This is a genomic window from Enterobacter sp. BWH64 (genome assembly GCF_001037645.1).
In the GTDB taxonomy this organism is placed as follows: Bacteria; Pseudomonadota; Gammaproteobacteria; order Enterobacterales; family Enterobacteriaceae; genus Enterobacter; species Enterobacter hormaechei_C.
This window is the reverse complement of the sequence record NZ_KQ089922.1, coordinates 2,895,422-2,916,203: the sequence shown is the minus strand read 5'-3', so window position 1 is coordinate 2,916,203 and position 20,782 is coordinate 2,895,422. Positions and strand designations below refer to the sequence as shown.

The window sequence follows — 20,782 nt, the reverse complement described above, 5'->3', positions numbered from 1 at the left end:
CCGACAAAATCAACGGCGCGATCTCACCACCTGATAGCGACGGGTAAAATACTCAAACGGCGCACTCCAAACGTGCACCAGACGGGTGAACGGGAAGATAAGGAAGATCGTCATCCCCAGCACCAGATGCACGCGGAAGATCGGTGCGACGCCGCTCAGCATTTCTGACGAGCCTCCCTTAAACGTCACGATCCCCTGCGCCCAGCCGACCAGCTTCATCATCTCGCTTCCGTCAGGATACTGGGCGGAGAAAGGAATGGTCGACAGCCCAAGGATGCACTGAAGCAGCAGGATACTCATGATGATAATATCCGGCGTGGTGGACGTGGCACGCACCCGCTGGTTGAACAGGCGGCGGATCAGCAGCATCGACCCGCCAATCAGCGTCAGCACCCCGCAAATCCCCCCCGCAATCATGGCTAACTGCTGTTTAACCGCGACGGGTAAAAACCAGGCGTACATCCAGTGCGGGGTTAACATGCCGAACAAATGCCCGAAGAAGATCCCCAAAATCCCGATATGAAACAGATTAGAGCCCCAGTTCATACCGCGCTTGCTGAGCATCTGGCTCGACGAGGCGCGCCAGGTGTACTGCCCGTAGTCGTAGCGCAACCAGCTGCCAAGGAAAAACACGGTGGCGCAGATGTACGGATAAATGTCATAGAAAAACACGTTCAGGTAATGTGTCATTTTGGGCCTCCGGCGCTGACGTCCACGTACTGCGGCGCGACGTCCTGGCTAAAGCGTCGTTGATATTGCTGCATCGGCGAGCTGTCGCACGATGTGGCGTTGTCTTCGATAAACTTCACCTGTTCCTCTTCCCACACGGCGTCCAGCGCCTGACGGGTATCATCCCGTTTTTCACCAGACACCTGCTTCGCCACGCTGTCGCTGGAAAGCCGTGTACCGGCCATCGTCAGCAGGGCATCAAACAGCTGGTAATGCGCCACCTCGCGCTGTTTCAGCCGGCCGCCAATCAGCGCCAGGATCGGCGCGACGTTTTGCAGCCCTTCACGCGCCTCGTCATCGCTGACGATACTGAGATATTCCAGATAGAGCGGCAGATAGTCCGGCAGCTCGCGGCAGTCCAGCTGGAGCCCGGCTTTCTCATACTGGCTCATCAGGTCGACCATCGCCTGACCGCGATCGCGGGACTCGGCGTGAACGTGTTCGAACAGCAGTAGCGAGGTTGCGCGCCCCCGTTCAAACACTTCGCACCATTCGGCCTGCTTATCCAGCAGCGGGGCGCTCAGGTGCTGCTGCGCAAACGGCAGCAGCATGGGCGCGTCCTGTTCCACCAGGGAAAGCGCTTCGTCACGGTTTTCCCACAGCAACTCATCGGGATACTCAATGAGCAGCGCGATGATTTTGAGGATCTGCATTATTCTCCCTCCCCGTGTTCGCGCACTTCGGTGATGTTGATCGCGTCGATGCGGCTGCTGTTGAAGAGGTTGAATTTGGTGTCGGAACCGTGGCAGCCGTCGCCAAAGGTGAAGCCGCAGCCGTTTTTCTCCGGGAAGGCGTCGCGCGCCATTTCGCGGTGGCTGGTCGGGATCACGAAGCGGTCTTCGTAGTTGGCAATCGCCAGGTAGCGATACATCTCTTCTACCTGTTCTTCCGTCAGGCCGACCTCTTCGATGGCGCGGGTGTCGGTCACGCCTTCCACGGTCTGGGAACGCTTGTAGTGGCGCATCGCCATCATGCGCTTCAGGGCGCGCAGCACCGGACCGGTATCGCCCGCGCTGAGCATGTTTGCCAGGTACTGCACCGGAATGCGCAGGCTTTCGACCGCAGGCAGCACGCCGTCGCTCTGCGGCAAACCACCCGCGTCCGCGTAGGACTGAATCGGTGACAGCGGCGGCACATACCAGACCATCGGCAGGGTGCGGTATTCCGGATGCAGCGGCAGGGCAAGCTTCCAGTCCATCGCCATTTTGTAAACCGGGGAACGCTGTGCCGCGTCGATGACGTTCTGCGGAATACCCTGTTTTAGCGCTTCCTCAATCACCGCCGGATCGTTCGGGTTAAGGAACACGTCGCACTGGCGCTCGTACAGATCGGTTTCATGCTCGGTGCTCGCTGCCTCCTCGATACGGTCCGCGTCATACAGCAGCACGCCAAGGTAGCGGATGCGCCCGACGCAGGTTTCCGAGCAGACGGTCGGCTGACCGGACTCAATGCGCGGGTAGCAGAAGATGCACTTCTCTGACTTGCCGCTCTTCCAGTTGAAGTAGATTTTCTTGTACGGGCAGCCGCTGATGCACAGACGCCAGCCGCGGCATTTGTCCTGGTCAATCAGCACAATGCCGTCCTCTTCACGCTTGTAAATCGCACCGCTCGGGCAGGTGGCAACGCAACTGGGGTTCAGACAGTGCTCGCACAGGCGCGGCAGGTACATCATGAAGGTGTTTTCAAACTGGCCGTACATCTCCTTCTGGATCTTCTGGAAATTGCGGTCGCGGGCGCGTTTTTCGAACTCGCCGCCCAGCAGCTCTTCCCAGTTGGGCCCCCATTCGATTTTATCCATTCGCTTGCCGTCAATCAGCGAGCGCGGGCGGGCGGTAGGGAGGTGATCGCCCTCTGGCGCGCGGTGCAGATCCTGGTAATCGAAGGTGAAGGGTTCATAGTAATCGTCAATCTGCGGCAACACTGGGTTAGCGAAAATCTTCGACAGCACACCCATTTTGCCGCCGAGGCGCGGGGTCAGCTTGCCGTGAATACCGCGGATCCAGCCGCCTTGCCACTCATCCTGATCTTCCCAGTTTTTCGGATAGCCGATACCCGGTTTGGTTTCGACGTTGTTGAACCACGCGTATTCCATCCCTTCGCGCCCGGTCCAGACGTTCTTACAGGTGACCGAGCAGGTGTGGCAGCCAATGCATTTATCGAGATTCAGAACCATGCCAACCTGTGAGCGTATTTTCATTTTTTCGCCTCCTGTACCTGATCCCGACCTTCGCCGTCCAGCCAGTTAATGTTTTTCATTTTACGGATCATGATGAACTCGTCGCGGTTCGAGCCGACGGTGCCGTAATAGTTGAAGCTGTACGCCAGCTGCGCGTAGCCGCCGATCATGTGGGTTGGTTTCGGGCAGACGCGGGTGACCGAGTTGTGGATCCCGCCGCGCCGTCCGGTCACTTCTGACCCCGGAATATTCAGAATGCGCTCCTGAGCGTGGTACATCATGGTCATGCCCGGCGGCACGCGCTGGCTGACAACCGCGCGGGCGGTAAGGGCGCCGTTGGCGTTAAAGGCTTCGATCCAGTCGTTGTCCTCAATGCCCAGCTCGCGCGCATCGGTTTCGCTGATCCAGACGATTGGCCCCCCGCGCGACAGGGTCTGCATCAGCAGGTTTTCGCTGTAGGTGGAGTGAATGCCCCATTTCTGGTGCGGCGTCAGGAAGTTAAGCGCTTTTTCCGGGAATCCGTTCGGCGGGATTTCGCGCATATGGGTAACGCTGCGGGTGTCAATCGGTGGACGATAGGCCACCAGACTCTCCCCGAAGGCGCGCATCCATGCATGATCCTGATACAGCTGCTGGCGGCCCGAAATCGTGCGCCACGGGATCAGCTCGTGAACGTTGGTATAGCCTGCGTTATAGGAGACGTGCTCGCTCTCAAGGCCGGACCACGTCGGGCTGGAGATAATTTTGCGCGGCTGCGCCTGAATATCGCGGAAGCGGATTTTCTCGTCTTCTTTGTTCAGCGCCAGATGAGTGTGATCGCGCCCGGTCAGTTCGCCGAGGGCTTCCCAGGCTTTGACCGCGACCTGACCGTTAGTTTCCGGCGCAAGGGCGAGGATCACCTCTGAAGCGTCAATGGCGGTCTCGATGCGCGGACGACCTTTCGCCGGGCCGTCGAGCTTGACGTAGTTGAGCTTGCCGAGGAAATCGACCTCGTTCTGGGTGTTCCACGATATGCCTTTTCCGCCGTTACCGAGCTTGTCCAGCAGCGGCCCAAGGGCCGTAAAGCGCTCGTAGGTTTCCGGGTAGTTACGCTCGACCACGGCGATGTTCGGTGCCGTTTTGCCGGGGATCAGATCGCATTCGCCTTTGCGCCAGTCCAGAATATCAAAAGGCTGCGACAGCTCCCCCGGGGAGTCATGCTGAAGCGGCTGTAGCACCACGTCAGTTTCGGTGCCGAGATGTCCGACGCACACTTCAGAGAAGACTTTGGCGATGCCCTTGTAAATCTCCCAGTCGCTGCGGGACTCCCACGCCGGGTCAACGGCTGCGGAAAGCGGGTGAATAAACGGATGCATGTCCGAGGTATTCATATCGTCTTTTTCATACCAGGTGGCGGTGGGCAGGACGATATCCGAGAACAGGCAGGTGCTGGACATACGGAAATCGAGCGTCACCAGCAGATCCAGCTTGCCCTCAATGGCGGCGGTTTGCCATTCCACCTCTTCAGGTTTCACGTCGTCCGTTGAGCCTAAATCCTCACCCTGAATACCGCTTTCGGTGCCAAGCAGATATTTCAGCATGTACTCATGGCCTTTCCCGGACGAGCCGAGCAGGTTCGAGCGCCAGACGAACAGATTGCGCGGGTGGTTCTTGCCGTTGTCGGGCTGTTCACAGGCGAAGCGAATATCACCTGATTTTAACGCCTGCACGGTATAGTCCTGCGGCGACATCCCGGCGGCGTCGGCGCGGGCTTTCACGTGCAGCGGATTAAGGTTGAGCTGAGGGGCCGACGGCAGCCAGCCCATGCGCTCGGCGCGCACGTTGAAATCGATCAGGTGTCCGGTGAATTTCGTCGCGTCTGCAAGGGGAGAAAGCAACTCCTGGGCGGTCAGCTTCTCATAGCGCCACTGGCTGGCGTGGTTGTAGAAGTAGGAGGTGCTGTTCATCTGGCGTGGCGGGCGGTTCCAGTCCAGCGCGAAGGCCAGCGGCAGCCAGCCGGTTTGCGGGCGCAGCTTCTCCTGGCCGACATAGTGCGACCAGCCGCCGCCGCTCTGCCCGACGCAGCCGCAGAAGACCAGCATGTTGATCATCCCGCGGTAGTTCATGTCCATGTGGTACCAGTGGTTCACACCGGCCCCGAGGATGATCATCGAACGACCGTGAGTTTTGTGCGCCGTGTCGGCAAATTCACGGGCGATTTTTTCTATCAGATAAGCGGGGACGCCGGTAATTTGTTCGCCCCAGGCCGGGGTGTAGGCTTTTATCTCGGCGTAGTTTGTCGCCGCGTTACTGTCTTCCAGACCGCGATCGAGGCCGTAGTTTGCCAGCACCAGATCGTACACGCTAACCACGCGTCTCTGGCTGCCGTCGGCCAGCGTCAGGGTTTTACTCGGTACTCGGCGCGTCAGCACCGGCTCCTGCTTCACGCTGCGGAAATGCGGATTCTCGTTGCCCCCGAAGTAAGGGAAGGCCACGTCTGCCACGCTGTCGTGGGTGATGAGCAGGGAAAGCGTCAGCTCGGTTTCCTGTCCTGCTGCCAGCGACTCCAGGTTCCATTTGCCTTTTTCACCCCAGCGGAAGCCGATGGAACCATTCGGCGCCACCAGATTTCCGGCCACGTCAAAGGCGATGGTTTTCCACTCCGGATTATTGGTTTCACCCAGCCCGTCGGCCAGATCCGACGCGCGCAGCATGCGGCCCGGCACCACGCGACCGTCAGCCTGTTCATCCAGCAGGACCAGCATCGGCATGTCGGTGTAGCGGCGGCAATAGTTGAGGAAGTACTCGCTCGGGTTATCGAGGTGGAACTCTTTAAGGATCACATGGCCCATCGCCATGGCAAGGGCGCTGTCGGTACCCTGTTTGGGGGCCAGCCACTGGTCGCTGAGCTTCGCCACCTCCGAGAAGTCCGGCGTAATGGCGACGGTCTTGGTGCCCTTGTAACGCACTTCGGTAAAGAAGTGGGCGTCCGGGGTGCGCGTCTGCGGCACGTTCGACCCCCAGGCAATGATATAGCTGGAGTTGTACCAGTCCGCGGATTCCGGCACGTCGGTCTGTTCGCCCCAGGTCATCGGCGACGCCGGTGGCAGATCGCAGTACCAGTCATAGAAGCTCAGGCAGGTGCCGCCGAGCAGGGAGAGATAGCGCGTACCGGCGGCATAAGAGACCATCGACATGGCCGGGATGGGGGAAAAACCGGCTACCCGATCCGGGCCGTAGTTTTTGATGGTCCAGACGTTGGCGGCAGCAATCAGCTGGTTAAGCTCTTTCCAGTTTGAGCGGATAAAACCGCCTTTTCCGCGCGCTTTCCTGTAGCTCTGCGCTTTCTGCGGATCGTTCTGGATGGCATCCCAGGCCAGCACCGGATCGGTATGCTGCGCCAGCGCCTCGCGCCAGAGTTCGATCAGCCTGCGGCGTACCAGCGGGTACTTGAGACGGTTGGCGCTGTAGAGATACCAGGAGTAGCTTGCGCCACGCGGGCAGCCGCGAGGTTCGTGGTTAGGTAGGTCAGGGCGGGTGCGCGGGTAGTCGGTCTGCTGGGTTTCCCAGGTTACCAGGCCATTTTTGACATAAATTTTCCAGCTACAGGAGCCGGTGCAGTTAACGCCGTGGGTGGATCGCACAATTTTATCGAACTGCCAGCGCTGACGGTAGCTGTCCTCCCAGTCGCGGTTGGTGTGGTACACCTGCCCGTGCCCATCGGCGAAACTGTCGCCTTTTGTTTTGAAGTAACGGAAGCGGTCCAACAGTTTGCTCATGACATTTCTCCTGCTTCGATAGCATGGCCGGAGGGTGAGACATCACGCTCCGGCGAAGAGGTAGTTATTATTTTTGTGAGGATTTGCGGCCGTACACCAGCCAGGTGACGAGCACGCAGACGATGTAAAACACGAGGAAGACTTTCATGGCGCCCACCGGGGAACCGGTCATCGCCAGGGATGTGCCAAAGGCTTTGGGAATAAAGAACCCGCCTACCGCACCGATGGCAGAGATAAAGCCCAGCGCGGCAGCCGTTTCGGTCACCGCTTCATGCTGTGCCTGTTCGTCGCTCCCGCCCTGTTTTTTCACGCGGTCGAGGGTGATTTGGCGAAAGATAATCGCGATCATCTGGAAGGTCGAGCCGCTGCCCAGGCCTGCGGTGAGGAACAGGCCCATAAAGACCAGATAGAAGGCGATAAAACTGCCTGAACCAGACCCGGGGAGCGTCAGGAAAATCAGGGCGCTAAAGATGGCCATAAAAACGAAGTTGATCAGCGTCACCCGTACGCCGCCCAGCCTGTCCGAGATCATCCCGCCAGCGGAACGCGCCAGGGCACCGATCAGCGGACCAAAGAAGGCGAGGTGCAGGATATTCACGTCCGGAAACTGGGTTTTCGACAACATAGCAAAGCCTGCCGAGAAACCGATAAACGAGCCGAAGGTGGCCAGATAAAGCAGGCTCAGCAGCCAGAGATGAAAGCGCTTAAGCACCGGAAGCTGGCTGGCAATGGACGCTTTCGAGCTGGCGATGTCGTTCATGCCAAAAAACGCCGCAAGGGTGGCAAGAATCAGCAGCGGCGCCCAGATCCACGCCGCGTTCGCCAGCCACATCGTCGAGCCATCCTCCTGCGGTACGCCGTGCACGCCGAGGAAGGTAAACATCGGCAGGAAAATCACCAGCGGCGCAACCCGCTGCATCACGCTCACGCCCAGGTTACCCAGCCCGCCGTTAATGCCCAGCGCGCTGCCCTGTCTGGCTTTCGGGAAGAAGAAGCTGATGTTTCCCATGCTGGAAGCGAAGTTGGCGCCGGCAAAACCGCACAGCAGTGCGATGATGATGAAGACCCAATAGGGCGTGGCGGTATTCTGGATGGCGATCCCAAGCCAGACACAGGGTACGACCAGGATAACGGTACTTAACACGGTCCAGTAACGTCCGCCAAATATCGGCACCATAAAAGAGTAGGGGACACGCAATATCGCGCCGGAAAGAGAAGGTAATGCCGTTAGCATAAAAAGCTGATCGGTGCTGAAATTAAATCCGACCTTATTAAGATTTACCGCAATAGCGCTAAACAACATCCATACACAAAACGCGAGAAGCAAACACGCCACGGAAATCCACAGGTTTCTACGTGCGATATGTTTCCCTTTATTCTCCCAAAATTGCGCGTTTTCCGGTTTCCAGTTACTCAACAGATGCTGATTACTCTTCTCGCTTTGATGTGACATATCACCCTCTTGCTTACCCAAATGGAGAGAAAAAAGAAGTGAAAACAGAAAGATACCTTTCGGCAGTTTGTAGAAATTTTTGGATGTTATGGGATACATCTGAAAGGATAGATAAAAAAGCGAATCCCTGAGTTTGGAATGGGAATCAGGGTTCGCTTTATGTGTTACTAATTGTAACTATTTGCGGAAATTAATACCCCGATGGGAGTATTAAAACAATTCGAGGGAGATAAGTTTATCCAGATGCTTATTAAATGCCGCGTCGTCCATTTCAGGCATATTTAATACGTATATGCCATCCAGGCCACATACCAGACCAATTAAACGCCAGGCGATATTTTCCGGCTGGTCAGCAAGCGTAAAGGCGTTGGCCTCCGCCCCAGCGCGGATAATCGCGACCGTTTCCTGGTGCCACATCTCCATAGTCAAAACGTAGGCGCCTTTGATATCGCTATCCCGGCTGGCGAGAATTTGCGCCTCCCGCCACAGTCGAATGTAGGGCTCAAACCCGCCGTCATCGCTGCCGAGCATGGCATGCAGGCGCTCGCGCCAGCCAGCGTTTTCGCCAACGATTTCAGCATCCAGCAAATCGCGGATCAGCCGGACAAACGCCAGCGATTTTAGCTCGCCCGCCGACGCAAAGTGGTGATGTACCTGCCCGGTGGCGACGCCCGCTTCGGTGGCGATGCGGCGCACGGTCATTGCCGCGAATCCTTCGGTCAGCGCCACGCGCATCGCGGCCTGGAGGATCTCTTCCCGCCGCTCGTCCTTGCTCAGATAACGCATAATTTCTCACTCTCAATGGCAACGAAACGAGTGTAACAAAGAGCTGGACAAGTGTTCAACTTTACGTAGGATCGCATTCTGGACATGTGTCCAGTTTTTAACTGAAAAGGAAATTTATGTTTCGTCAGTGGTTAGCGTTAGTGATTATCGTGCTGGTGTATATCCCGGTGGCGATTGACGCGACGGTGCTGCACGTGGCGGCGCCAACATTGAGCATGACGCTGGGTGCCAGCGGCAACGAATTGCTGTGGATTATTGATATTTACTCGCTGGTGATGGCGGGAATGGTGCTGCCGATGGGCGCGCTGGGCGATCGCATAGGTTTTAAGCGCCTGCTGATGATCGGCAGCGTGCTGTTTGGCCTGTCATCGTTAGCGGCGGCTTTTGCGCCGTCCGCGGGCTGGCTGATTGCCGCCCGCGCGTCGCTGGCGATTGGCGCGGCGATGATCATTCCGGCTACGCTTGCAGGGATCCGCACCCTGTTTATTGACGTGCGGCACCGTAATATCGCCCTCGGCGTCTGGGCTGCCGTTGGGTCGGGCGGCGCGGCGTTTGGCCCGCTGATTGGCGGCATGCTGCTGGAGCACTTTTACTGGGGGTCGGTGTTCCTGATTAACGTGCCGATCGTGCTGATCGTGGTTTCGCTTGCTGCGCGCCTGGTGCCTGCTCAGCAGGGGCGGCCCGAGCAGCCGCTCAATATCAGCCATGCCATTATGCTGATTGTGGCGATTTTACTGCTGGTCTATAGCGCCAAAACCGCCCTGAAGGGGGGCTGTCGCCGTGGATGGTGGCCTGTACGCTGCTTACCGGAGCGGTAATGCTGTTTATCTTCGTCCGTATCCAGCTACGCGCGCGCGCGTGCCGATGATCGACATGCGCCTGTTTTGCCATCGCATTATTTTAAGCGGCGTGGTCATGGCGATGACCGCCATGATTGCGCTGGTGGGCTTTGAACTGTTGATGGCGCAGGAGTTGCAGTTCGTGCATGGTTTTACGCCGTTTGAAGCAGGGATATTTATGCTGCCGGTGATGGTGGCGAGCGGATTTAGCGGGCCGATCGCGGGTGTGCTGGTCGGGCGTCTGGGGCTGCGCATTGTCGCGGCCGGAGGCATGGGGCTTAGCGCGGTCAGTTTTATCGGCCTGTCGACGCTCGATTTCAGCACCCAACAGTGGCAGGCGTGGAGCCTGATGGTGCTGCTGGGCTTCAGTGCCGCCAGCGCACTGCTGGCATCGACGTCAGCGATCATGGCTGCCGCGCCGAAAGAGAAAGCGGCCGCCGCAGGCGCGATCGAAACCATGTCCTACGAGCTGGGTGCTGGTCTGGGGATCGCCATTTTTGGTCTGCTGTTAACCCGCAGCTTTTCGGCGTCTATTGTACTGCCGCAGGGGCTGAGCGCGTCGCTGACCGATAAAGCCTCGTCGTCCATCGGTGAAGCGATGAAGGTGGCGCAGGAGCTGACGCCGTCGCTGGCCGAGCCGGTGATGACGGCGGCGAAAACCGCGTTCATCACCTCGCACAGCGTGGCCCTGGGCAGTGCGGGAGGCATGCTGCTGATTCTGGCGGTCGGGATCTGGTTTAGTCTGGCGAAGGTCGGAGGGCAGCAGTAATAAAAAAGGCCAGCCGCGAGGGCTGGCCTTTTGAACTAACAGATCTTAGAACTGGTAGGTCAGACCTACAGCTACGATGTTGTCGGTAGCCACTTTGGCATCTTTGGTGAACTGGCTGTCATCCACGAGGTTGATTTTGTAATCAACATAGGTGGACATGTTTTTGTTGAAGTAGTAGCTCGCGCCAACGTCAACGTATTCAACCAGGTCCTGGTCGCCATAAGAACCGATGTCTTTACCTTTGGATTTCAGGTAAGCGATGGACGGACGCAGACCGAAGTCGAACTGGTACTGAGCCACAACTTCGAAGTTCTGCGCTTTGTTGGCAACGTGACCGTTACCGAACGCCGTCATGTTGCGGGTTTCAGAGTAGGTGGTTGCCAGGTAGATGTTGTTCGCATCGTACTTCAGGCCAGCAGCCCAGACTTCTGCGTTTTCGCCACCGGCGTTCAGGTTGCTTGCAGCACGAACCTGACGGTCGGTACGGTCAGATTTCGCGTAGGTCGCACCCACACCGAAGCCGTCGAATTCATAGGTAGAAGACAGACCCCAGCCGTCACCGTTGGATTCGGTGATATCGTCACGGTCGTTTTTACCCTGGTACTGAGCAGCCACGTTCAGGCCGTCAACCAGACCAAAGAAGTCGGTGTTACGGTAGGTTGCAACGCCAGTGGTACGGCCGGTCATGAAGCCGTCAGTCTGCGTCCAGGTATCGCCACCGAACTCTGGCAGAACGTCAGTCCACGCGCCGATGTCATAAGCCACACCGTAGTTACGACCGTAGTCGAAGGAACCGAATTCATCGAATTTCAGACCAGCGTACGCCAGACGGGTTTTGTTGCCGTCGGAACCTTGAGCTTCAGAGCGATTGCCCTTGAACTCATATTCCCACTGACCGTATCCGGTCAGCTGATCGTTGATCTGAGTTTCACCTTTGAAGCCCAGACGAACATACGTTTTGTCGCCGTCGCTACCAGCATCATCAGAAAAATAGTGCAGACCAGTAACTTTGCCGTACAGATCCAGTTTGTTACCGTCTTTGTTAAAAACTTCAGCCGCGTTAACAACGCCAGCTGCCAACATGGAAGTCACTGCCACTGCAACTAATTTAAGTTTCATCTTAAATAATCCTTATAATTTTATTTAGGTATTTCCTAAGCCACCTGAGCGATTTTTAAACGAGGCTTATCGTCAATGGCAGACTATTTTTAAAATTCCGTAGACTGCTTTCAATAATAAGTTTCAAAATATTAAAGATAATTTCAATTAGTGTGATCCTGATCGGATAAATTGCCCTTAAATCGGCCAGTCAGGTTAATATATAGACATAAAGTGATTATTAACCAATCAAGATAATATGGCTGTGAATAGTTGTCGGACGTTTTAGTTTTTTGGTGGGATTAAAAGGGTTTGGCAGGGAATGTCAAAGCATGTGGCAGGATAATCTTTTTTAAAACAGTTGATTATAAATTTCTCGGGAAACCAGAACCTGTTTTTTAAGAGAAATATTCAGAAATAAACTATTGCATTTTGTGCTATATAGCGCGGGAATATTGGCGCTGAATTAATTACCTGCGTTGTCAGTTTATGTCAATTTCCACAACAACTCTGGCTTTCTGACAGAACTCTATACAGAAATTTAATTACTCTCTAATGTTACGAATTATATTCGAGGGTGTGATCACATATTAAAATATTGTTAATATTTTGCCGGGCATATTCGGTACCCGGCAAAAATAAAAATGCTATTTGCGGGTGGCATACCAGCACAGTAACGATCCGGCGCACACCATCAATGCCCCTTGCCAGAATGAGAGTGAAAGCGGAGAACTCAGCAGAATAGCCGCCAGTGCGGCGGAAAGAACTGGCGTGAAATAAGAGACAGCCGCAAGCACCGTGACGTTACCGTGAAGAATACCGATATTCCAGGCGGCGTAGCCAAAGCCAAGCGCAACCCCACACATCAATAGCTTCACCACAACCGGGACGCTGAACACCATTTCGGGCTGATCGCTGACGGCATATTTGACCCACAGGCTCAAGGCGGTCAGCAGGACGAAAAGGGTAATGCCATTTTGCCCTTTGGCATACTTGCTGGTGACGGTGCAGTAGGCGGCCCAGATAAAAGCGCCAGCAAACGCCAGCCCATAACTTAGCGGACTGGAAACGACGTTCTGCATGATGTCATTCAGTTGCAGACCGTTTTCGCCACCTAAAACCCAGCACACACCCAACAGCGAGATGAGAAGCCCAGGGATCACCCACAGGGTGGTTTTTTGCCCGTTGAACAAAATCGCGAACGCAATCGTCAGGCTTGGCCACAGATAATTGACCATACCGACTTCAATCGCCTGTGAGCGCGTCGCGGCATATCCCAGCGACAGGGCCAGGCACATCTCATAGCTGACAAACAGGATGCTGCCCGCAATGAGATAGCGCGTGGAAAAACGCCGAAGATCGGGAAAACCCACCGTCACCAGACACAACAGCCCGCTGACGGTGTAAATCATCGCCGCGCCGCCCACCGGACCCAGTCCTTCACTGACGCTGCGGATGAGACCCACCATGGTGCTCCACAGCAATATGGCCGCCAGGCCTGTCAGCGTTGCTCTTTTTCTGTCCATTACCCTGCCAGTCTTCTAAAAATCAAAGGGAAAACTTATAGCATCTATTTGCTACACCTGGCGAATTTTCAAAGAGCCTGTTAACCCGAAAGGATTAGCAAATCGTACCGGCAGTGACTATTAAGGGGGCGAAGTCTGGCGACCTTGATTTGACGCAAAAAAAACAGGGGCTTTGCTGTTAGCTTGCGGCGCGAAGTCTTATCAGATAACGAGGACAGCAATGGACGTCAGCCGCAGACAATTTTTTAAAATCTGCGCGGGCGGTATGGCCGGAACAACAGCCGCAATGCTGGGATTCGCTCCCAAAATGGCGCTGGCTCAGGCACGCAACTATAAACTGCTGCGCGCGAAAGAGATCCGTAACACCTGCACATACTGCTCCGTGGGTTGTGGGCTATTAATGTATAGCCTGGGTGATGGCGCAAAGAACGCCAAAGAAGCGATTTATCATATTGAAGGGGACCCGGACCATCCGGTGAGCCGCGGGGCGCTTTGCCCGAAAGGGGCGGGGCTGCTGGACTACGTCCACAGTGAAAACCGTCTGCGCTACCCGGAATATCGTGCGCCGGGCTCTGACAAATGGCAGCGTATCTCCTGGGACGAAGCCTTCTCCCGAATTGCAAAACTGATGAAAGCGGATCGCGACGCCAACTTTATTGAGAAGAACGAGCAGGGCATCACGGTAAACCGCTGGACCTCCACCGGGATGCTGTGTGCCTCTGCGGCAAGTAATGAGACCGGCATGCTGACGCAAAAATTTGTGCGCTCCCTCGGCATGCTGGCGGTTGATAACCAGGCGCGCGTCTGACACGGACCAACGGTAGCAAGTCTTGCTCCAACATTTGGTCGCGGTGCGATGACCAACCACTGGGTTGATATCAAAAACGCTAACGTCGTGGTGGTAATGGGCGGTAACGCCGCTGAAGCCCATCCGGTGGGATTCCGCTGGGCGATGGAAGCGAAAAACAACAACGATGCGACGCTGATTGTCGTCGATCCACGCTTTACGCGTACGGCATCGGTGGCTGATATCTATGCGCCGATCCGCTCCGGTACGGACATCACGTTCCTGTCCGGCGTGCTGTTGTACCTGATCGAAAATAACAAAATTAACGTGGAATACGTTAAGCATTACACCAATGCCGGCCTGCTGGTACGGGAAGATTTCGCCTTCGAAGATGGCCTCTTCAGCGGCTATGACGCCGGGAAACGTCAGTACGATAAATCGTCCTGGAACTATCAGTTCGACGAAAACGGCTACGCGAAACGCGATGAGACCCTGAGCGATCCGCGCTGCGTGTGGAACTTGCTGAAACAGCACGTTTCCCGCTATACGCCGGACGTGGTGGAAAACATCTGCGGTACGCCGAAAGCGGACTTCCTGAAAGTATGTGAAGTGCTGGCCTCCACCAGTGCCGCCGACAGAACCACTACATTCCTGTACGCGCTGGGCTGGACGCAGCATACCGTGGGCGCGCAGAACATCCGTACCATGGCGATGATCCAGCTGCTGCTCGGCAACATGGGGATGGCCGGTGGCGGCGTGAACGCCCTGCGCGGGCACTCTAACATTCAGGGCTTAACCGACCTAGGCCTGCTGTCGACCAGCCTGCCGGGTTACCTGACCCTGCCGTCCGAGAAGCAGACCGACTGGCAAAGCTGGCTTGACGCCAACACGCCAAAAGCGACGCGTCCGGACCAGGTGAACTACTGGAGTAACTATCCGAAGTTTGCCGTCAGTCTGATGAAATCGTTCTATGGCGACGCGGCGCAGAAAGAGAATGACTGGGGCTTTGAGTGGTTGCCGAAATGGGACCAGGCTTACGATGTCATCAAGTATTTCAACATGATGGATAAGGGCGACGTCACGGGGTATATCTGCCAGGGCTTTAACCCGGTAGCGTCATTCCCGGATAAAAACAAAGTCGTTCGCAGCCTGAGCAAGCTGAAGTACATGGTGGTTATCGATCCGCTGGTCACCGAAACGTCTACGTTCTGGCAGAACCACGGTGAATCAAACGATGTCGATCCGGCAGCGATTCAGACCGAGGTGTTCCGCCTGCCGTCGACCTGCTTTGCGGAAGAGGACGGTTCAATTGCCAACTCTGGCCGCTGGCTACAGTGGCACTGGAAAGGTCAGGATGCGCCCGGCGAAGCGCGTAATGACGGCGAAATTCTGGCCGGGATTTACCATCGTCTGCGCGAGATGTACCGCGCCGAAGGCGGCAAAGGCGCTGAGCCGCTGCTGAAGATGAGCTGGAACTACAAGCAGCCGGATCATCCTGAGTCCGAAGAGGTGGCAAAAGAGAACAACGGCGTGGCGCTGGCCGACCTGTACGATGCCAACGGTAATCTGGTGGCGAAGAAAGGACAGCTGCTCAATAGCTTCGCGCTGTTGCGTGACGACGGTACCACGGCCTCTTCCTGCTGGATCTACACCGGCAGCTGGACGGAGCAGGGTAACCAGATGGCCAATCGCGATAACGCCGATCCGTCAGGCCTGGGCAATACCCTGGGCTGGGCATGGGCGTGGCCGTTGAACCGCCGCGTACTGTACAACCGTGCCTCCGCAGACGTGAACGGTAAGCCGTGGGATCCGAAACGCATGCTGATCGAGTGGAACGGCACGAAGTGGACGGGGAACGATATCCCGGACTTCAACACCGCCGCGCCGGGCAGCAACACCGGGCCGTTTATCATGCAGCCGGAAGGGCTGGGACGTCTGTTTGCTATCGACAAACTGGCGGAAGGGCCGTTCCCGGAACACTACGAGCCGATGGAAACGCCGCTCGGCACTAACCCGCTGCACCCGAACGTGGTCTCCAGTCCGGTGGTACGCATCTATGAAGACGACGTGCTGCGTTTAGGTAAAAAGGACAAGTTCCCGTATGTCGGAACCACCTACCGCCTGACCGAGCATTTCCATACCTGGACCAAGCACGCGCGGCTTAACGCCATCGCGCAGCCGGAACAGTTTGTGGAGATAAGCGAAACCCTGGCGAAGGCGAAAGGCATTGCCAACGGCGATCGCGTGAAGGTCAGCAGCAAGCGCGGCTTTATTCGCGCGGTGGCGGTGGTCACCCGTCGTCTGCAAACGCTGAACGTGCATGGCCAGCAGGTGGAAACCGTCGGTATACCGCTGCACTGGGGTTTTGAAGGGGTAGCGCAGAAAGGCTACATCGCCAATACCCTGACGCCAAACGTCGGCGATTCCAACTCGCAAACGCCGGAGTATAAAGCGTTTCTGGTCAACATCGAGAAAGCGTAAGGAGCGATTAAATGGCGATGGAAACACAAGACATTATTAAACGCTCCGCGACCAACCCGATAACGCCCGCGCCTCGTGCGCGGGATTACAAGGCAGAAGTCGCCAAGCTGATCGATGTCTCCTCCTGCGTGGGCTGTAAGGCCTGCCAGGTAGCCTGCTCGGAGTGGAACGATATTCGCGACGAGGTGGGGCACTGCGTTGGGGTCTATGACAATCCTGCTGATCTGAGCGCCAAGTCCTGGACGGTGATGCGCTTTAGCGAAACCGACCAGAACGGCAAGCTGGAGTGGCTGATCCGTAAGGACGGCTGTATGCACTGTGAAGATCCTGGCTGCCTGAAGGCATGCCCGTCTGCCGGGGCAATCATTCAGTACGCCAACGGGATCGTCGACTTCCAGCAGGATAACTGCATCGGCTGCGGTTACTGTATTGCGGGCTGTCCGTTTAATATCCCGCGCCTCAATAAAGAGGATAACCGGGTCTATAAATGCACGCTGTGCGTCGATCGCGTCAGCATCGGCCAGGAGCCTGCCTGCGTGAAGACCTGTCCTACCGGGGCGATCCACTTCGGTACCAAAAAAGAGATGCTGGAAGTGGCGCAGCAGCGGGTGGATAAGCTCAAAGCGCGCGGCTATGACAAGGCCGGGATTTATAACCCGCAGGGCGTCGGCGGTACGCACGTCATGTATGTTCTGCACCACAATGACCAGCCGGAGCTGTATCACAATCTGCCGAAAGATCCGGCGATCGATACCTCGATCAATCTCTGGAAAGGGGCGCTTAAGCCGCTCTCAGCGGCGGGCTTTATCGCCACCTTTGCCGGGCTGATTTATCACTACATCGGTATCGGGCCGAATAAAGAGGTGGATGACGACGAGGAGGAGCATCATGAGTAAGTCGAAAATGATAGTGCGCACAAAATTTGTCGATCGCGCCTGTCACTGGACGGTGGTCATCTGCTTCTTCCTGGTGGCGGTATCCGGCATTTCGTTCTTTTTCCCGACGCTACAGTGGCTCACGGAAACCTTCGGGACACCGCAGATGGGGCGCATTCTGCATCCGTTCTTCGGCGTGCTGATTTTCGTGGTGCTGATGTTTATGTTCGTGCGTTTCGTTCATCACAACATCCCTGACAAGCAAGATATTCCCTGGATTAAAGGGATTGCTGAGGTTCTGAAAGGCAACGAGCATAAAGTCGCGAAGGTGGGCAAATACAACGCCGGGCAGAAGATGATGTTCTGGACCATCATGAGCATGATTTTCGTGCTGCTGGTAACCGGAGTGATTATCTGGCGTCCGTATTTTGCCCAATATTTCCCGATCCAGGTGGTGCGCTACGCACTGCTGATCCACGCGACCTCGGCCATTATTCTGATCCACGCCATCCTGATCCATATGTATATGGCCTTCTGGGTGAAAGGATCGATTAAAGGCATGATTGAAGGGAAGGTGAGCCGCCGCTGGGCGCAAAAACACCATCCGCGCTGGTATCGGGACGTTGAGCGTCTTGAAGCGCAAAAAGAGAGTTCGGAAGGGTTGAAGTAAACCTCGCGCCGTCGGCATTGTCCGGCGGCGCTGCACTTGCGCGGCTCTGAGCTACGTATTGGTAATTAACGCATCAATTCCTGCAAGAACACTACTTCTTGCACTGCGCAGATTACATACATAATTCTTATTATTAAGTTTCTTTGTCTCCACGTGTGTGATGTTGGCTGTATTAAGGAAATATGTCTGGAATTCAATGTTCACCAGTGGCGTTGCAGCGTTTGAATGTCCTCTTAAATGATTGTGATAGCTTAACGGTACAATAAGTCTCGTTGATAAGTCGTCATAAAAATCGTGCTGAATAATCATAAAATAGGGCTGATATTCACGCGTTCTGTCTGATGGGTTGCGATAAACGTCAAACTGAAAACACATCAAAGCCCTCCAAAATAAGGGTCATCCGATAATAGCCCTGCTTTGGCCGTTAATTCATTCATCGCTTTAATAAATCCCTGATCCTGTTGATGCTGTCGCTTGTGCTCTGCTGTTGTAGAGAGTGGGCGAGGCTTTTTCCCCGTAAAAGGCTTTGTTGTAACACATCTTTCTGTGCGGTTCGATTTCATGTTTTCTCCTTTGTTGGTGCGGTCATTATCAACCGCAGCCAACAAAAAACAATACTGTTTCCCCTGGTAATCTACATTATGCGAGCCGTCTTCCAGTAATATCAAAATTGCTCTGCAATATACCGGAAGGGATATTTTGTAGGCTTCACTTTGCCGATCTTGCGTTTCGGTAAATCCACCTTGTCTACGTGAATTTCTTTATAGGGGATCTGGGAAAGCAGATGCGAAATAATATTCAGCCGCACCCTTTTTTTATCTTCTGAGCGCGCCACAAACCACGGCGCCCAGGCGGTGTCGGTCGCTTTAAACATCGCGTCGCGGGCGAGGGTATACTCATCCCACAGATTGAAAGATTTAATATCCATTGGAGACAGCTTCCAGATCTTGCGACCATCATTAATGCGATCGCGCAGGCGGCGCTCCTGCTCTTTTGGCGTTACTTCAAGCCAGTATTTCAACAAAATGATCCCGGCATCGACCATCGCTTTTTCCATTACCGGCGTTCCATCAAGAAATTTTTCGGCCTGCTCTTCGGTACAGAAACCCATGACTCTTTCCACGCCCGCGCGGTTGTACCAGCTGCGGTCAAAAATAACGATTTCCCCGGCAGAGGGCAGATGGGGAACGTAACGCTGAAAATAGAGCTGACTTTTCTCTTTATCGGTGGGGGCCGGTAACGCAACAACGCGAAACACCCGAGGGCTGACGCGTTCGGTGATGGCTTTGATTGCGCCGCCTTTACCGGCGCCGTCTCGCCCTTCAAAAACAATACAGACCTTTAACCCTTTGGCGACCACCCATTGCTGGAGCTTAACCAGTTCAACATGGAGGCGGCGAAGCTCTTGCTCGTACGCTTTAGTTTTGAGCGGCGCGTTTTTAACGACATCATCAACAACATAGGTTTTCTTCTTACTGACCATGGTGGGTCTCCCTTTGTATCCGGTCGCGGGATCGAGGCCGTACTAAGAGTGTAATCGGCCTGAATGAATGGATTAATGTGTCAGAAAGCTGATTTGAACTGGTTCACCATACAAGTTTAATCAATAATGCACGCTGCATATTTTTTAACAGTGGTCGCGGTATGAAAAAGACAATTTTTTCGTTAGCACTGGGTACCTTTGGCCTGGGGATGGCTGAGTTTGGCATTATGGGCGTGCTGACCGAGCTGGCTCATGATACGGGCATTTCGATTCCCTCCGCCGGAAATATGATTTCGTTTTACGCTTTTGGCGTGGTGATCGGCGCGCCGATTGTGGCGCTGTTCTCCAGCAAATTTTCGCTGAAAACAACGCTGCTGTTTCTGGTGGCGATGTGCGTCGTCGGTAACGCGCTCTTTACCTTCTCTGACTCCTACGTGGGGCTGGCGGCGGGGCGCTTAATCTCTGGTTTCCCGCATGGCGCGATTTTCGGAGTGGGGGCGATAATCCTGTCAAAAATCGCGCCGCCGGGTAAAGTGACGGTCGCTGTGGCCGGGATGATTGCCGGGATGACCGTTGCCAACCTGCTTGGCGTGCCGCTCGGGACGTGGCTGGGACATGAATTTAACTGGCGTTACACCTTCTTTTTGATTGCGGTCTTTGACGCGCTGGTGATCCTGTCTGTTCTGCTTTGGGTGCCAGACATTCACGACACGACAACCACCCGGCTGACAGAACAATTCCACTTCCTGAAGAAACCGGAACCGTGGCTGATTTTTGCCGCTACGATGTTTGGCAATGCCGGGGTGTTTGCCTGGTTTAGCTTCGTGAAGCCGTTTATGGTCAACGTGTCAGGCTTTTCTGAGGGCGTCATGACCGCGATCATGATGCTGATGGGGCTGGGCATGGTGCTGGGAAATGTCTTCAGCGGCAAGCTGTCGTCACGCTTTAGCCCGCTGCGCATTGCTGCCACCACCGACCTGGTGATTGTGGCTTCGCTGCTGGCGTTGTTTGCCTTTGGCGAGCTTAAAACAGCTTCACTGGTAATGGGATTTGTCTGCTGCGCCGGGCTGTTTGCGCTCTCTGCGCCGCTGCAAATTCTGCTGCTGCAAAATGCGAAAGGCGGCGAGATGCTGGGGGCCGCAGGCGGGCAAATGGCGTTTAACCTCGGCAGCGCAATTGGCGCCTATTTCGGTGGATTGATGATTACGCTCGGCTTTAGCTGGAGTTATGTCACGCTTCCGGCCGCGATCTTATCCTTCTCAGCGATGACCTCTCTGCTGATGTATGGTTATTTATGTGCCAAAAAACGTCAGGCCAACGCAGGTGCGCTGGCCTGATCCCACACGTTGCCC

General features: G+C 55.5%; 16 protein-coding genes and 1 pseudogene. 6 read left to right on the top strand and 11 right to left on the bottom strand.

Annotation, left to right across the window (positions count from 1 at the left end; all coding sequences use genetic code 11):
• Positions 1 to 9: 9 nt before the first annotated feature.
• The 5 genes from narI to SK50_RS13885 form a co-directional block, all read right to left on the bottom strand.
• Positions 10 to 690, bottom strand: coding sequence for a respiratory nitrate reductase subunit gamma (narI, locus tag SK50_RS13905; RefSeq protein ID WP_015570467.1), 681 nt, complete (start codon positions 688 to 690; stop codon positions 10 to 12).
• Positions 687 to 1,382: a nitrate reductase molybdenum cofactor assembly chaperone gene (gene narW / locus SK50_RS13900; protein ID WP_032102973.1), complete on the bottom strand. Its 696-nt coding sequence runs from the start codon at positions 1,380 to 1,382 to the stop codon at positions 687 to 689. The genes narI and narW overlap by 4 nt, the downstream gene beginning before the upstream one ends.
• The gene (gene narH / locus SK50_RS13895; RefSeq protein ID WP_015570469.1) at positions 1,382 to 2,926 is read right to left on the bottom strand and encodes a nitrate reductase subunit beta; all 1,545 of its coding nucleotides are present in this window, start codon (positions 2,924 to 2,926) and stop codon (positions 1,382 to 1,384) included. The genes narW and narH overlap by 1 nt, the downstream gene beginning before the upstream one ends.
• Positions 2,923 to 6,663, bottom strand: a complete 3,741-nt coding sequence (locus tag SK50_RS13890; protein WP_032634382.1) for a nitrate reductase subunit alpha — start codon at positions 6,661 to 6,663, stop codon at positions 2,923 to 2,925. The genes narH and SK50_RS13890 overlap by 4 nt, the downstream gene beginning before the upstream one ends.
• Before the next feature lie 67 nt (positions 6,664 to 6,730).
• Positions 6,731 to 8,116, bottom strand: a complete 1,386-nt coding sequence (locus SK50_RS13885) for a NarK family nitrate/nitrite MFS transporter (protein ID WP_048229983.1) — start codon at positions 8,114 to 8,116, stop codon at positions 6,731 to 6,733.
• On the opposite strand from SK50_RS13885, the gene SK50_RS24025 reads away from it, so the two are divergent.
• On the top strand, positions 8,020 to 8,247 hold the full coding sequence (locus SK50_RS24025; RefSeq protein WP_162184634.1) for a hypothetical protein: 228 nt from the start codon (positions 8,020 to 8,022) through the stop codon (positions 8,245 to 8,247). The genes SK50_RS13885 and SK50_RS24025 overlap by 97 nt on opposite strands.
• A 79-nt stretch (positions 8,248 to 8,326) precedes the next feature.
• Here SK50_RS24025 and SK50_RS13880 read toward each other — a convergent pair whose 3' ends face one another.
• Complete coding sequence (locus SK50_RS13880; RefSeq protein WP_015570471.1) at positions 8,327 to 8,902, bottom strand: TetR family transcriptional regulator; 576 nt, start codon at positions 8,900 to 8,902, stop codon at positions 8,327 to 8,329.
• 116 nt (positions 8,903 to 9,018) lie between these two features.
• Between SK50_RS13880 and SK50_RS13875 the strand changes: the two are divergent.
• Positions 9,019 to 10,510 (top strand): annotated as a pseudogene (locus SK50_RS13875) (MFS transporter).
• Between the two features lie 45 nt (positions 10,511 to 10,555).
• Here the strand turns inward: SK50_RS13875 and ompC are convergent.
• Positions 10,556 to 11,629 carry a porin OmpC gene (ompC, locus tag SK50_RS13870; RefSeq protein WP_017382300.1) on the bottom strand — a complete coding sequence of 358 codons (1,074 nt, stop codon included), beginning with the start codon at positions 11,627 to 11,629 and terminating at the stop codon, positions 10,556 to 10,558.
• 626 nt (positions 11,630 to 12,255) lie between these two features.
• Positions 12,256 to 13,134, bottom strand: coding sequence for an aromatic amino acid DMT transporter YddG (gene yddG / locus SK50_RS13865; protein WP_032102980.1), 879 nt, complete (start codon positions 13,132 to 13,134; stop codon positions 12,256 to 12,258).
• A 220-nt stretch (positions 13,135 to 13,354) separates the two neighbouring features.
• Here yddG and fdnG point away from each other — a divergent pair, with 220 nt between their 5' ends.
• From fdnG to fdnI, 3 genes are read left to right on the top strand one after another with little or no spacing between them, the layout of a single operon-like run.
• Complete coding sequence (fdnG, locus tag SK50_RS13855; protein WP_100244796.1) at positions 13,355 to 16,402, top strand: formate dehydrogenase-N subunit alpha; 3,048 nt, start codon at positions 13,355 to 13,357, stop codon at positions 16,400 to 16,402.
• Positions 16,403 to 16,413: 11 nt separating this feature from the next.
• Positions 16,414 to 17,298, top strand: coding sequence for a formate dehydrogenase subunit beta (gene fdxH, locus SK50_RS13850; RefSeq protein ID WP_045345136.1), 885 nt, complete (start codon positions 16,414 to 16,416; stop codon positions 17,296 to 17,298).
• On the top strand, positions 17,291 to 17,947 hold the full coding sequence (fdnI, locus tag SK50_RS13845; RefSeq protein WP_045345138.1) for a formate dehydrogenase-N subunit gamma: 657 nt from the start codon (positions 17,291 to 17,293) through the stop codon (positions 17,945 to 17,947). Before fdxH ends, fdnI begins: the two co-directional genes overlap by 8 nt.
• Before the next feature lie 51 nt (positions 17,948 to 17,998).
• On the opposite strand, the gene SK50_RS23320 is transcribed toward fdnI, so the two are convergent.
• The 3 genes from SK50_RS23320 to ppk2 form a co-directional block, all read right to left on the bottom strand.
• Positions 17,999 to 18,322, bottom strand: coding sequence for a CcdB family protein (locus tag SK50_RS23320; RefSeq protein WP_017382305.1), 324 nt, complete (start codon positions 18,320 to 18,322; stop codon positions 17,999 to 18,001).
• Entirely contained in the window at positions 18,322 to 18,510 is a 189-nt protein-coding gene (locus SK50_RS23315; protein WP_072021781.1) for a hypothetical protein, read from the bottom strand. The genes SK50_RS23320 and SK50_RS23315 overlap by 1 nt, the downstream gene beginning before the upstream one ends.
• Positions 18,511 to 18,611: 101 nt before the next feature.
• Complete coding sequence (gene ppk2 / locus SK50_RS13840; protein WP_048229558.1) at positions 18,612 to 19,430, bottom strand: polyphosphate kinase 2; 819 nt, start codon at positions 19,428 to 19,430, stop codon at positions 18,612 to 18,614.
• Positions 19,431 to 19,591: 161 nt separating this feature from the next.
• Between ppk2 and araJ the strand changes: the two genes are divergently transcribed.
• Complete coding sequence (araJ, locus tag SK50_RS13835) at positions 19,592 to 20,767, top strand: MFS transporter AraJ (RefSeq protein WP_045345142.1); 1,176 nt, start codon at positions 19,592 to 19,594, stop codon at positions 20,765 to 20,767.
• Positions 20,768 to 20,782: the final 15 nt, after the last annotated feature.